At 65.6% G+C, this 13,254-nt stretch carries 12 protein-coding genes and 1 pseudogene; 11 read left to right on the top strand and 2 right to left on the bottom strand.

What is annotated here, in order from left to right; genetic code table 11:
• Positions 1 to 91: 91 nt before the first annotated feature.
• The gene (locus tag VML93_RS21745) at positions 92 to 574 is read left to right on the top strand and encodes a cation:proton antiporter regulatory subunit (protein WP_325613874.1); all 483 of its coding nucleotides are present in this window, start codon (positions 92 to 94) and stop codon (positions 572 to 574) included.
• A 3-nt stretch (positions 575 to 577) separates the two neighbouring features.
• Positions 578 to 1,735 carry a cation:proton antiporter gene (locus VML93_RS21740; RefSeq protein WP_325613873.1) on the top strand — a complete coding sequence of 386 codons (1,158 nt, stop codon included), beginning with the start codon at positions 578 to 580 and terminating at the stop codon, positions 1,733 to 1,735.
• Here VML93_RS21740 and VML93_RS21735 read toward each other — a convergent pair.
• Positions 1,732 to 2,268, bottom strand: coding sequence for an Rv3235 family protein (locus VML93_RS21735; protein ID WP_325613871.1), 537 nt, complete (start codon positions 2,266 to 2,268; stop codon positions 1,732 to 1,734). The two genes, VML93_RS21740 and VML93_RS21735, sit on opposite strands and share 4 nt — an antisense overlap.
• Positions 2,269 to 2,486: 218 nt before the next feature.
• Between VML93_RS21735 and VML93_RS21730 the strand changes: the two genes are divergently transcribed.
• The 9 genes from VML93_RS21730 to VML93_RS21690 all read left to right on the top strand — a co-directional run bounded on the left by VML93_RS21730 (position 2,487) and on the right by VML93_RS21690 (position 12,747).
• Positions 2,487 to 3,905, top strand: a complete 1,419-nt coding sequence (locus VML93_RS21730; protein WP_325613870.1) for a wax ester/triacylglycerol synthase family O-acyltransferase — start codon at positions 2,487 to 2,489, stop codon at positions 3,903 to 3,905.
• A gap of 43 nt (positions 3,906 to 3,948) precedes the next feature.
• The gene (gene ppk2, locus VML93_RS21725; protein WP_325613869.1) at positions 3,949 to 4,812 is read left to right on the top strand and encodes a polyphosphate kinase 2; all 864 of its coding nucleotides are present in this window, start codon (positions 3,949 to 3,951) and stop codon (positions 4,810 to 4,812) included.
• Positions 4,809 to 5,327, top strand: coding sequence for a DUF6912 family protein (locus tag VML93_RS21720; RefSeq protein WP_325613867.1), 519 nt, complete (start codon positions 4,809 to 4,811; stop codon positions 5,325 to 5,327). Before ppk2 ends, VML93_RS21720 begins: the two co-directional genes overlap by 4 nt.
• A 139-nt stretch (positions 5,328 to 5,466) precedes the next feature.
• The gene (locus VML93_RS21715; protein WP_325613865.1) at positions 5,467 to 6,609 is read left to right on the top strand and encodes a ferredoxin reductase; all 1,143 of its coding nucleotides are present in this window, start codon (positions 5,467 to 5,469) and stop codon (positions 6,607 to 6,609) included.
• 89 nt (positions 6,610 to 6,698) lie between these two features.
• On the top strand, positions 6,699 to 7,994 hold the full coding sequence (locus tag VML93_RS21710) for a fatty acid desaturase (protein WP_325613863.1): 1,296 nt from the start codon (positions 6,699 to 6,701) through the stop codon (positions 7,992 to 7,994).
• A 68-nt stretch (positions 7,995 to 8,062) separates the two neighbouring features.
• Complete coding sequence (locus tag VML93_RS21705; protein WP_325613861.1) at positions 8,063 to 8,599, top strand: hypothetical protein; 537 nt, start codon at positions 8,063 to 8,065, stop codon at positions 8,597 to 8,599.
• Between the two features lie 7 nt (positions 8,600 to 8,606).
• Entirely contained in the window at positions 8,607 to 9,506 is a 900-nt protein-coding gene (locus VML93_RS21700; RefSeq protein ID WP_325613859.1) for a 3-keto-5-aminohexanoate cleavage protein, read from the top strand.
• Between the two features lie 199 nt (positions 9,507 to 9,705).
• The gene (locus VML93_RS21695; protein ID WP_325613857.1) at positions 9,706 to 10,809 is read left to right on the top strand and encodes an alpha/beta hydrolase; all 1,104 of its coding nucleotides are present in this window, start codon (positions 9,706 to 9,708) and stop codon (positions 10,807 to 10,809) included.
• A 342-nt stretch (positions 10,810 to 11,151) separates the two neighbouring features.
• A complete protein-coding gene (locus tag VML93_RS21690) occupies positions 11,152 to 12,747 on the top strand; it encodes an MFS transporter (protein ID WP_325613855.1) in 1,596 nt (531 codons plus the stop codon).
• A gap of 12 nt (positions 12,748 to 12,759) precedes the next feature.
• Here VML93_RS21690 and VML93_RS21685 read toward each other — a convergent pair.
• Positions 12,760 to 13,254: pseudogene (locus VML93_RS21685) on the bottom strand (NAD(P)-dependent oxidoreductase); the annotation flags it as partial.

Below are 13,254 nucleotides of genomic sequence, written 5' to 3'. Positions count from 1 at the left end.
AGGGGTCATCTCACTGAAGCCCGGAGCGGCTTCCTAAGAGATTGGCCGGTACGGGTGTCATCTGGGCCGCAATTCGTCAAGGATTGGGGCCATGGATGTCAAGGAGGTGCTGCTGCCCGGCGTCGGCCTTCGATACGAGTTCACCAGTCACCGAGGTGAGCGCATCGGCATCATCGCCCGGCGCGGCGGCGAATTCGACGTCGTCCTGTATGCACGCGATGATCCGGACCAGGCTCGACCCGTCTTCCAGCTCACCGACGAAGAGGCCGACACCGTCGCCCAGATTCTGGGCGCGCCGCGGATAGCCGAACGATTCACCGAACTGACCCGTGAAGTGCCCGGGCTGGAAGCGGGTCAGGTCCACATCCTGCCGGGCAGTCCATTCGTCGACCGGCCGCTGGGCGAGACGCACGCCCGGACCCGTACCGGCTCGTCGATCGTCGCCATCGTGCGCGAGGAGGACGTGCTCGCTTCGCCGGGACCCGCCGAAATCCTGCGTGCCCGCGATGTCCTGATCGTGATCGGCACCGAAGAAGGCATCGCCGGGGTCGAGCAGATAGTCGACAAGGGCTGAGTGATGCAAGTCTCGGGGGCGCTGCTGTTCCAACTCGGCGCCCTCCTGACCACCCTCGCCGTATTAGGTGCCGTCGCAAGAAGATTCGCTCTTTCACCGATACCGGTGTATTTGCTGGCGGGCCTTTCGCTCGGTAAGGGCGGCATCTTGCCGGTGAACGCGGCCGGCGAGTTCGTCACCACCGGCGCGCCGATCGGCATCGTGTTGCTGCTGCTGACCCTGGGCCTGGAGTTCTCTGCGACCGAATTCGCCAGCAGCCTTCGGCACCACCTGCCGTCGGCCGGCGTCGACATCGTCCTCAACGCCGCTCCCGGCGCGGTAGCGGGCTGGCTGCTGGGCTGGGACGGCGTCGCCATCCTGGCGCTGGCCGGGGTCACCTACATCTCCTCGTCGGGTGTCATCGCGCGTCTGCTGGAGGACCTGCGCCGGCTCGGTAACCGGGAAACGCCGGCCGTGCTCTCAGTACTGGTTCTCGAAGACTTCGCAATGGCCGGCTACCTGCCGCTGTTCGCAGTTCTGGCGTCGCGCGGAAGTTGGCTGGACGCCGTCGGCGGAATGCTGGCCGCGGTGGGCGCGCTGCTCGCCGCATTCGCCGCGTCGTTTTACTGGGGCCACCACGTCGGGCGACTGGTCGCGCACCCGGATTCCGAACAGCTGTTGCTCCGGGTGCTGGGGATCACCCTGATGGTGGCCGCGATGGCCGAGGCGCTGCACGCATCGGCAGCCGTCGGAGCGTTCCTGGTCGGCCTCACCCTGACCGGTGACACGGCTGATCGGGCCCGCAAGGTGCTGGGACCGCTGCGGGATCTGTTCGCTGCGATCTTCTTTCTGGCGATCGGACTGTCGGTCGACCCCAAAGAGCTGGTTCCGATGCTTCCGGCGGCCCTGACGCTGGCTGTGGTTACCACGGCGACGAAGGTGCTCACCGGGATGTTCGCCGCCCGGCGTGACGGCGTGGCGCGGCGCGGGCAGCTGCGTGCCGGCACGGCGCTGGTCGCCAGGGGCGAGTTCTCGCTGATCATCATCGGGTTGGTCGGTGCGTCGATCCCGGCGGTCGCGGCGCTGGCGACGTCGTATGTGTTCGTCATGGCCATCGCCGGCCCGGTACTGGCCCGTTACACCGGCAATCCGCTGCCCGCCGGTGCCGAGCCGCCGAATTAGCCGATGTGCAGGGCGACCACCAGCCATCGCGGTCCCGGCATCCGCTCGACTCGGCAGGCGATCGCGTGGACCCGCTCACCGCGGCTGTAGGAGCCGAAGACCTCGGCGGCGGCCGCGGGATCGGGATGGCCGGCCGGTTGCAGGCGCAGCCGGCGCAACACCGCCGCACCTTCGTGTTCGGACTGGCCGACCGACTGCACGGAGTCGACGAGGCTGGGGGCCAGCAGGGGCCGCAGCTGGGCCAGCGGACGACGGCGGTCGATGACTTCCAGCACTCGACGCAGCGCGGCGTCGGCGAAGACCGCCACCTCGCGCATCGACGCAGGCATCACCGCGGCGGCGACGGCCTCAGGCGGCCTGCCGGGCGGGCGGCCCGCCGCCCTCGGGATGCTCGGGATGCGGTGCCGCAGCGCCCCGTGGGATGATGGCCGGACATCTCGCGGCAAGCTCTGGCCCGGAGGCTCGTACTCCACCACGGGTATGACGGCGAAGCCGTCGGGGCGGGGTGGGCTCACGCTAGGAGTAATGGTCAACGGGCACTCTCCAACTCAAAGACTTCGCAAAATCGCTGAGCCTGCTGGAGAGTGGCAGACGACTGGTTCGGGGTTTCCAGTTGCCGGTCATCATCGCATAACCGGCCCCGGCGCGTACCCGCGCCGAGATGCGCCCGCCAAGGCGGTTACCGTGGGCGGGAACTCACGGTAGACGGGGACTAACTGACAAGGATTGACAAGGAGGACGGGCCCGCAACATGGTGACCCGGTTGTCCCCAGCGGACGCGTCTTTCTATCGGCTGGAGAACACGGCCACACCGATGTACGTCGGGTCGGTAGCTATCCTGCGCCGCCCGCGCGCCGGGTTGAGCTACGAAACGCTGCTGGCCACCGTCGAACAGCGGCTCGCGCAGATACCCCGCTACCGGCAGAAAGTCCGCGAAGTGAAGATCGGGATGGCCCGGCCGGTATGGGTCGACGATCCCGATTTCGACGTCACCTATCACGTCAGGCGCTCGGCGCTGCCGTCGCCCGGCAGTGACGAGCAGCTGCACGAACTCATCGCGCGGTTGGCCGCGCGGCCGCTGGATAAGTCGAGGCCGTTGTGGGAGATGTATCTCGTCGAGGGCCTCACCAAGAACCGCGTCGCCATCTACACCAAGTCCCACCAGGCCCTGATCAACGGCATGACCGCGCTGGAGATCGGCCACGTCATCGCCGACCGCACCCGCCGTCCGCCACCGTTCCCCGAGGACATCTGGATCCCGGAGCGCGACCCCGGCAACACCCGGCTGTTGCTGGGTGCGATCGGCGACTGGGTGATGGGGCCGGGGACGCAGATGCAAATCGTCGGGTCGAGGATCGCCCGGCTGGCCACCAGCAGTGGGCAACTCCTCGACGCCGGGCGCCGGGCCGTCGATGTCGCGCGCACGCTGGCGCGCGGCACCGCGCCCAGCAGCCCGCTGAACGCCACCGTTTCGCGCAACCGCCGGTTCACCGTCGCCAGCGAAAGCCTGGAGGACTACCGGAAGGTGCGAGCGCGCTACGACTGCGACGTCAACGACGTGGTGCTGGCGGTGGTGGCCGGTGCATTGAGCAACTGGCTGATGTCACGCGGTGAAACCGTGGCGCAGACCACCACGATTCGGGCGATGGCGCCATTGTCGGTCTACGCGGATGACCAGCTTGATTCGACCGGTCCGGGTCAGGCGATCAGCGAGGTGACGCCCTTCCTGGTCGACCTGCCGGTGGGGGAGGGCAACGCGGTGGTGCGGCTGTCACAGATTGCGCACGCCACCGAATCCAACCCGACGGCCTCCAGTCTGGTCGACGCCCGGACCATCGTCACACTGTCGGGATTTGCGCCGCCCACCTTGCACGCCATGGGCATCCGGGTGGCCACCACGTTCCCTCTTCTGTCCAAGCGGGCGTTCAACTTGCTGATCACCAATGCGCCCGGCGCTCAGTCGCAGATGTACATCGCGGGCACCAAACTGCTGGAGACGTATGCGGTGCCGCCCCTGCTGCACAACCAGGCGCTGGCCATCAGCGTCACGTCCTATAACGGCATGCTGTATTTCGGAATCAACGCCGACCGCGACGCAATGGCCGACGTCGACATGCTGCCGGGGCTGTTGCGGCAATCCCTGGATGAGCTCTTGGAAGCCTCGCGGTAGTTATTCGGGTCAAAATTGCTGCCTGGGACTACGATCCGTTGATGTGAGCACCGTGACAAATGACGGCGCGCCGGCGAAGGCGAAGAAGAAGAAATCCAGCGCGCCGGCCAAACCGAAGATCGCCGATGACGTCTATGAAGCCGAATTGTTGCGGCTGCAAACGGAATTCGTGAAGTTACAGGAGTGGGTGCGGCATTCCGGCGCCCGCATCGTGATCCTTTTCGAAGGGCGCGACGCGGCCGGCAAGGGTGGTGCCATCAAGCGGATCACCGAGTACCTCAGCCCGCGATTCGCCCACATCGCCGCGTTGCCGGTGCCGACCGATCGGGAACGCGGTCAGTGGTACTACCAGCGCTACATCCGGCATCTGCCCACCAAAGGTGAGATCGTGCTCTTTGACCGGTCGTGGTACAACCGCGCCGGCATCGAGCGGGTCATGGGATTCTGCACGCCGCAGGAATATGTGCTGTTTTTGCGGCAGACGCCGATCTTCGAGCAGATGCTGATCGACGACGGGATTCTGTTGCGCAAGTACTGGTTTTCGGTCTCGGAGGAAGAACAGCTGCGGCGTTTCAAGGCGCGACAGAACGATCCCCTGCGCCAGTGGAAACTGAGCCCGATGGACTTGGAGTCGGTATATCGGTGGGGCGATTATTCGCGCGCCAAGGACGAGATGATGGTGCACACCGACACTCCGGTCAGCCCGTGGTACGTCGTGGAATCGGATGTCAAGAAGCACGCTCGGCTGAACATGATGTCCCATCTGTTATCCACGATCGAATATCACGAGGTGGAGAAGCCGAAGGTCACGTTGCCGACTCGGCCGATCGTGACTACCGACTACAAGCGCCCGCCGCGCGAGCTGTCGAAGTACGTCGAAGACCATGCGGCCACGTTGATCGGATGATGCGGGTCTACATCCCGGCCACCCTGGCCATGCTGCAGCAGCTGGTCGCCGACGGTTCGCTCTTGCCGGTCAACGGCACAGCGTTCGCCGTGACACCGACGTTGCGCGAGGCCTACGCCGAAGGCGACGACGACGAACTCGCCGAGGTGGCATTGCAGGAGGCGGCGCTGGCGTCGCTGCGGCTGCTGGCTTCCGATGTCTTGGACGAGGGCGCCCTGCCGCCGCGCCGCGTGGTGCTGGCCGCCGAAGTCGACTTGGGCGAATCCGGGGCCAAGTACCGGCCCGACCTCGACGACGCCGTCGTCCGGCTGGGTGGGCCCGTCGCGATCGACCAGGTCGTCGCCGCCTACGTCGACAACGCCGGCGCGGAATCGGCCGTCAGTGCTGCGATCGCCGCCATCGATGCGGCTGACCTCGGTGATGAGGACGCCGAACTGGTCGTCGGCGACGCCCAGGACCATGATCTGGCCTGGTATGCCAACCAGGAGCTGCCCTTCCTGCTTGACCTGCTGTAACGGGATTCGACGCCATTTGTGACGCAATCCGGGGCGCCTCGGCTGGATACGGTACCGTAAGTTACGGTACCGTAGCTTTGTGCGGGCCTGGCGCCACGCCCCGAAGCCGGCGCCCGCACCGTGAGCAGGAGCTTCCCAGATGAGCAGCAAATTTGCGCCGATCACCGCCAATGTCGTCGGAACCACGCGCCCGACCGTCGCCGGAACAGACAAGCATCCCGGCTGGCACACGCTGCGCAAGATCGCCGCGCGCATTACCACGCCCCTGCTGCCCGACGACTATCTGCATCTGGCCAATCCGCTGTGGTCGGCCCGCGAATTGCGGGGCCGCATCCTTGAGGTGCGCCGGGAGACGGAAGACTCCGCCACCCTGGTCATCAAACCGGGCTGGGGGTTCGGCTTCGACTACCAGGCCGGCCAGTACATCGGCATCGGCCTGCTGGTCGACGGCCGCTGGCGCTGGCGTTCGTATTCGTTGACTTCAAGTCCGGTAGCTCCCGGCTCTGATCGCACGGTGACGATCACCGTGAAAGCAATGCCCGAAGGCTTCCTGTCCACCCACCTGGTGGCCGGTGTCGAGCCCGGGACCATCGTCCGGCTGGCCGCGCCCCAGGGCAATTTCGTGCTGCCCGACCCGGCGCCGGCATCGATTCTGTTTCTCACCGCCGGATCGGGAATCACCCCGGTGATGTCGATGCTGCGGACGTTGGTGCGCCGCAACCAGATTGCCGACATCACGCACGTGCATTCGGTGCCCACCGCGGCTGACGTGATGTTCGCCGCCGAGCTTGCCGCGCTCGAGACGGATCAGGCCGGCTACCGGCTGCGGGTGCGTGAAACTCGCACCGAGGGCCGGCTCGACGTGTCCCGGCTGGACGCGGAGGTGCCGGACTGGCGCGAACGCCAGACCTGGGCCTGCGGGCCCGAGAGCATGCTCAACCAGGCCGAGAAAGCCTGGTCGGCGGCGGGCCTCAGCGACCGGCTGCACCTGGAGCGGTTCGCGGTGTCCAAGGCGGCTCCCGCCGGAGCGGGCGGCACGGTCACATTCGTGCGCAGTGGCAGAAGTGTGGCCGCCGATGCCGCGACGTCCGTGATGGACGCCGGAGAAGGTGTCGGTGTGCAGATGCCGTTCGGCTGCAGGATGGGTATATGTCAATCGTGCGTGGTTAGTTTGGTCGACGGCCACGTTCGTGACCTGCGCACCGGCCAGGAGCACGACCCGGGAACCCGCATTCAGACCTGTGTGTCGGCCGCATCTGGCGATTGCGTGATCGACATTTAACGTTACTGGCTGGTAACTTACGGAGTCGTAGGTTACGATAGCGTAGGTCCGGAACAGAACGTAAGACGTACGAACGCAGGGAGAAGACGATGGCGATTACAGACGTCGACGTATTCGCGCACCTGACGGACGCCGACATCGAAAACCTGGCAGTTGAGCTCGACGCGATACGCCGGGACATTGAAGACTCTCGCGGCGAGCGGGACGCCCGCTACATACGCCGCACCATCGCCGCGCAACGCGCGCTGGAAGTCTCCGGGCGGCTGTTGCTGGCGGCCAGCTCGCGGCGTTCGGCGTGGTGGGCAGGCACCGTGACATTGGGTGTGGCCAAGATCATCGAGAACATGGAGATCGGCCACAACGTCATGCATGGCCAGTGGGACTGGATGAACGACCCCGAGATTCATTCCTCGACGTGGGAGTGGGACATGAGTGGGTCGTCCAAGCACTGGCGCTACACGCACAACTTCGTGCACCACAAGTACACCAACATCCTCGGCATGGACGACGACGTCGGCTACGGAATGCTGCGAGTCACGCGCGACCAGCGTTGGAAGCGCTTCAATTTCCTGAATCTGGTGTGGAACACCTTGCTGGCGCTCCTCTTTGAGTGGGGAGTCGGCTTGCAGCATGTGGAAATCGGCAAGATCGTCAAGAAGCGGATGGACCACGGGGAAGCCCGGCAACGGATCGACGAGTTCTTGGCCAAGGCCGGTCGTCAGGTGTTGAAGGACTACGTGGCGTTCCCGGCGCTGACCTCGGTCTCGCCCGGCGCGACATACCGGTCCACCTTGACGGCCAACGCGACGGCAAACGTGATCCGCAACGTCTGGGCCAACGCGGTGATCTTCTGCGGCCACTTCCCCGACGGCGCAGAGAAATTCACCAAGACCGACATGATCGGCGAGACGAAGGGCCAGTGGTACCTGCGCCAGATGCTGGGCAGCGCCAACTTCGAGGCCGGGCCGGCGCTGCGGTTCATGAGCGGTAACCTGTGCCACCAGATCGAACACCACCTGTACCCCGACCTGCCGAGCAACCGGCTGCACGAGATCTCGGTGCGGGTGCGTGCGGTCTGCGACAAGTACGACTTGCCTTACACCACAGGCTCATTCCTGATGCAGTACGGCAAGACCTGGCGCACCATCGCCAAACTGTCGCTGCCCAACAAGTACTTGCTCGACAACGCCGACGACGCGCCGGAAACTCGCAGCGAGCGGATGTTCGCGGAATTGGAACCGGGTTTCGCCGGCACCGATCCGGCGACTGGCCGGCGGCGCGGACTGAAGTCAGCGATCGCCGCCGTGCGGGATTGGCGTCGTGACAAGCGTGCCGCGCGTGCGTCGGCCGAAACGGCCAGCGACACCGACGACTTGGCGGCGTAGCTTCCCCCTTCCGGCGTGTTGAGTCTGCGCTGGGTCTAGGCTCGACGGGGTACGAGGAGAGGTTCGCGGTGCTGGCAGCGTTCGGATTCGAAGCCCTGGGTGTGGTCGTCGGCGACATGTATTTCGTCGATCCGAACCCGCTCGAAGGTCAGGAAACCCCGGAACGGGGAGTGAGGCTGGAACTCCGCCTCGTCGACCGGGCCGAGCCACAGGGATCGATCTATGCCGGCGTCCCGATCGGCTTCTCCCGCCCGGTGTGGCGGGTGGACCTTTTCGGGTCCACCGACAGCCCGCCGGGGACGCTGGATCGGGCCCATCACCACCCTCGGTTCAACGGTTGGGAACCCTCACGCCGGCACTTTGTGCCTGAGCTGTCAGCCGATCCGGTGTCCTGGCTGACTGACCAGTTGGCCGACCCGGCTGCCGTGCTGGCCCGGGCGGGCGTCGACGCCGACCAGGTCAGCGAGGCCGATAAGGCAGGGCTCGCCGCAGCAGCCCCCGAGATTGTCGCCGCAGTGAAACGGATGCTCGACGGCGTGCGCGACGGGGAATTGGCCCCGGCCCCCGCCCAGCCGGTTCCCGCCGCCCGCACCGGCTGGCTCTGAGTTCTGAATGAGTCCCGTCATCATCGAATGCGCCATCAACGGCGTCACGTCGAAGGCGACCAATCCTCATGTGCCGGTCGAGCCGCCGGAGATCACCGCCGATGCCCTCGCCTGCATATCGGCAGGTGCGGCGATAATCCACAACCACATCGACCTCTACGGCGTGAGTGTGGAGCGGGCCGCCGAGCGCTATCTCGAAGCTTGGCGACCCATCCTCGCCGCCCGGCCCGACGCCCTGCTGTACCCGACGATCCACTTCGGTGAGGGTTTTTCAATTTCGTACGAACACCTCATCCCACTCGCCGCGGCCGGGATACGCGTCGGGCTCACCGATCCCGGGTCGGTCAATCTCGGCGGCACCGATGCCGACGGCATACCTGCGGGAAATTTGGTCTACAGCAACTCATTTCAAACGATCAGCCGCGCCTTCGACATTTGTCGCGAAGCGAAACTGGGCCCCAGTCTGGCCATCTACGAACCGGGCTTCCTGCGGACCACGCTCGCGTGGTGGCGAGCGGGCAAGTTGCCCCAAGGGGCGATGATCAAGCTCTACTTCTCCACCGAAGACGGCTACTTGGGAGCGCCATTCGGGCTGCCTCCGACACAGCGCGCGCTTGACGCCTACCTGGAACTCCTGGACGGATGCGACATACCGTGGGCCGTCTCTGTCGTCGGCGGCGACCTGGGCACCCACCCGATGGCCAAACTCGCGCTCGAACGCGGCGGGCACCTGCACCTGGGACTCGAGTTTTATCGCGGCGACCGCAACCCGACCAATGTCGAATTGGTCACCGAGGCCGCCAACCTCTGCAAACAGCTTGGCCGGGCCGCTGCAACGCCCGATGAGGCTGCGCAAATTCTCGGACTGCCCTCAGCGCCGAACCCGGACGTACCGACAAAGGAATAGTGCGGCCGAGGCGCAGTCCGCTCGGCGCGGTGAAGCGAGGCCGCCTCTTCATCGGTCCGGGCAATGTGAGACCAAATATTTGTATCTAGATTTCTGCCTGACATGACGTCATAGCAGCTAGATTGACTCTGGCTGGCGATATCGAAATCTGCTTGAACCAAATATACGTTCGCAACTACCATGCTCTTCGAGTCGAGAAATGGGCAGCACCACCAAGGGGGAGTCTTTGGCGCACAACGGGCCCAAAGCCCGCCCCCTCGCGGTGACCAACGCGGCGCTTCGCGTCGGCACCAGCGTCATGCCATGGATGCCGCCGTGGCTGACGCGTCTTCTCGTCGGGGGCAGAACGATCACCATCGACGGAAACACGCTAGACCCTACGCTTCAACTGATGCTGGCCGCCCAACGACGCTCCCGCACCGGGGGCCTTTCGGCTTCGGGCGACCTGGCAGTCGCCCGCAACCTGATGCGCAGCTCGCATGCGGTGATGGGAGCGCGAATCACCTTATCTGCCAAAGACTTAACGATTCCTGGTTCCGACGGCCCACTGCGGGCGCGCCAGTACCAACCTGCCACCGCAGGCGCGGCCCCGCTGCTTATCTTTTTTCACGGCGGCGGTTTTGTCGTGGGCGACATCGAATCACATGACGGTTTGTGCCGGATGATCTGCAGGGACGCTGCAATCCATGTTTTGTCGGTGGACTATCGGTTGGCGCCCGAGCACCCGGCGCCCGCCGCTGTCGACGACTGCGTCGGGGCCTACCGATGGGCACTCGGACACGCTGCCGAGTTGGGTGCCGACCCGTCCCGAATCGGCGTCGGGGGCGACAGCGCAGGTGGCAATCTGGCGGCCCTGGTCGCACTGCACAGCCGCGACGAGGGCCTGCCCCAGCCGGCGCTGCAAATGTTGCTCTATCCGGTCCTCGATCTGGCCGCGCAAACGCAGTCGCGAAAGCTGTTCTCCGAAGGGTTCTTTCTGTCGAGGCGCGATACGGATTGGATGATCGATCTCTATCTGGGGGCATCCGATGTCGCGGCTGACGATCCGCGGGTATCGCCGCTCAGGGCGGCCGACCTGTCGGGCCTGGCGCCGGCGCTGGTGCTCACCGCGGGATTCGATCCGCTGCGTGACGAGGGCAATCAATACGCGGCAAAGTTACGTTCGGCAGGTGTCGCGGTCGACCACCGGCAGTTCGATGCCCTGACGCACGGCTTCGCCAGTGTCGCCCCGTTCGGCGGCGGTAGCGCCGACGCGATCGTCGCCACGATCTCGGCGATCCGTGCGCACCTCAGCCGCAGCTGAGAAGGCGGCCTCAACAAAACCCGCCTGCGTGATCTTCAGCTAACGCGATTGCGGCGCCCTCGGTACCGGGCGCGCAACCGCAAGCACTCACTTCGGCTCGACCGTCAACCGATCAGTTCAACGAAATATGAACCAGCCAGGTCTTTTCCAAGGGCGGTCGGGCCGCCCTGTCGAGACTAATGATGACGTCGAGCAATCACGCGCGCGGCGCGAGACCCAGTTCGACACATGTTCAGCAACCTTGGTGGGGCGCATCACCTCCTATGCAAGTCCCGACCAAGACTGTTAGTCTCTGTCTGAGACCGTAAGTCTCAATCGATGCCTCCCGGGGGGGAGTAGCGCGTGGTACACACCCTGATTCGGCCGAGCAGTCGCGACGACTTCGTGCTTGGCGGCCTGTCCAGACGCAGGCGCTTGTGGTTGCTCACCGTGGCGTGCCTGGGCACGCTGCTGGTCATTTCCTCGATGGTCGCCCTGAATACGGCGCTGCCCGACATCGCGAAAGCCACATCGGCGACACAGACCCAGCTCACCTGGATCATTGACAGTTACACCCTCGTGCTCGCGTGCCTGTTGTTGCCCGCCGGAGCACTCGGCGACCGCTACGGCCGACGCGGCGCAATGTTATTCGGCCTTGCGATCTTCGGCGCCGCATCGCTGGCACCGGCAATTTGGTCGAATCCGTTGCAGCTCATCGCCGCTCGCGGGGTCGCAGGCGCGGGTGCAGCGTTCGTCCTTCCGGCCACGCTGTCGTTGATCACCGCAGCCCACCCAAAGGACGAACGCAACAAGGCGGTGGGTATCTGGGCCGGTGCCGCCGGGTCTGGCGCCGTCGTCGGGATGCTCGGGTCCGGCGGCCTGCTGCACCTTTGGTCCTGGCACTCCATATTCTGGGCATTCGCCGGCGCGGCGCTGAGTCTGTTCGTGCTCACGCTGACCATCGCGAGCTCGAAAGAGGTCAACCCCAAGCCGCTCGATTGGTTGGGCGCGGTAATCAGCGCGGCCGCCGTGGCTGCCCTCGTCTTCGGCATCTTGGAGGTGCCGGCGCGTGGCTGGACCCACCCACGGGTGCTGGGGTGCATCGGCATGGGGCTGGCGTTGAGCGCGGCCTTCGGTTTCGTCGAGTTGCGCCGCCGTCATCCCCTGTTGGATGTCCGGCTGTTCGCGGTGCCGGTGTTCGCCACTGGCGCCGCGACGATCACCGTCTTCTTCATCTCCATGTTCGGCTACATGTATCTGCTGATGCAGTACACCCAGCTGATCCTTGGCTACAGCCCGATCAAGACCGCGTTCGCGCTGTCCCCGATCATGGGGCCGATGCTGGTGCTGTCGGTGCTGTCCTTCTGGTATCTGCCGCGCGTGGGGCTGCGTGCAGTGGTGTTCGTCGGACTGGTGCTGATCGCGTTGGGACTGCTCTGCATGCTCGGCGCGAAAACCAATTCGTCGTACTGGGAGATCGCCTGGCCGATGCTCGTGATGAGCACGGGCATCGGATTATGCACCGCGCCAACGACATCCGCCATCATGACGACCGTCCCCGACGACAAGCAGGGTGTAGCGTCGGCGGTCAACGACGCCACCCGAGAGATCGGCGCCGCGCTCGGCATCGCGCTTGCCGGGTCCATCCTGGCGGCGCACTACACCACGGCGTTGACCCCCAAACTGACCCAGTTGCCCTCGCCGGTGCGAGGCCCCGCCACCGCATCGTTGGGTCAGGCGCTCGAAGTCGCCCGACGCCTGGGTCCTGCGGGCAACCAACTCCGCGAATACAGCAAAGCGGCATTCGTCGACGCCATGGATGCCTCGCTGCTCACGCTGGCGCTGCTGGTGGCCGGTAGTGCAATCGTGATCGGGCTTTGGGCGCCAGGCCCCCAGGACCGACAACTGCGGCTGGTGCAGCGCCTCAAGCCCACAGACGACGGCGCCCCGAAGCCGTAACGTGTTCGGCCGTCAGCCACGTCGGTCGGCGCCGCGAGGCGCGGTCATTTCTGCGAGCCCATCAGCCACGCTGACTTCGGGGGTATATCCGAGGTCGCGCCGTGCGGCGGTGATGTCGTAGCTGCGGTCGCGGCCCAAGAAGGTGACGAGCCAGTTGGTGAGCACCGGTGGCTTGGGGCGTCGCAGCAATCGGTAGCCGCGGTCCAGTGTTGCCGCGAAGGGGGCGGCGACGGCGTAGGGAACACTGCGACTGCCGCTGAGGTCGATGCCCTGAGTAGCCAGCAGGGGAGTGAGGAACTCGCGGATCGGCATCGGGGTGCCGTCGGTGACGTAGTAGATCCCGTCGGGGCGACCGTGGGCCAGGGCTCGTTCGACGGCGTGGGCGAGGTTGCCGACGTGGACGAAGTCCATGATGTGCCTGCCGCGGTCGATCCACATGAATTGGCCCGCCTTGGCGGTCTCGGCCATCTCGTTGATCGTGGTCATACCGGCACCCCAGATGAAGGG

The organism is Mycobacterium sp., assembly GCF_035499775.1.
Lineage (GTDB): Bacteria > Actinomycetota > Actinomycetes > Mycobacteriales > Mycobacteriaceae > Mycobacterium.
The sequence above is the reverse complement of the archived record's forward strand: the minus strand, read 5'-3'. Positions and strand labels throughout refer to the sequence as shown.

Bases quoted from the DNA above. Each gene is read 5' to 3' on its own strand.
- VML93_RS21720 (WP_325613867.1), top strand. From the start codon at position 4,809: ATGATGCGGGTCTACATCCCGGCCACCCTGGCCATGCTGCAGCAGCTG.
- VML93_RS21730 (WP_325613870.1), top strand. From the start codon at position 2,487: ATGGTGACCCGGTTGTCCCCAGCGGACGCGTCTTTCTATCGGCTGGAG.
- VML93_RS21695 (WP_325613857.1), top strand. From the start codon at position 9,706: ATGGGCAGCACCACCAAGGGGGAGTCTTTGGCGCACAACGGGCCCAAA.
- VML93_RS21715 (WP_325613865.1), top strand. From the start codon at position 5,467: ATGAGCAGCAAATTTGCGCCGATCACCGCCAATGTCGTCGGAACCACG.
- VML93_RS21745 (WP_325613874.1), top strand. From the start codon at position 92: ATGGATGTCAAGGAGGTGCTGCTGCCCGGCGTCGGCCTTCGATACGAG.
- VML93_RS21700 (WP_325613859.1), top strand. From the start codon at position 8,607: ATGAGTCCCGTCATCATCGAATGCGCCATCAACGGCGTCACGTCGAAG.
- VML93_RS21740 (WP_325613873.1), top strand. From the start codon at position 578: ATGCAAGTCTCGGGGGCGCTGCTGTTCCAACTCGGCGCCCTCCTGACC.
- VML93_RS21710 (WP_325613863.1), top strand. From the start codon at position 6,699: ATGGCGATTACAGACGTCGACGTATTCGCGCACCTGACGGACGCCGAC.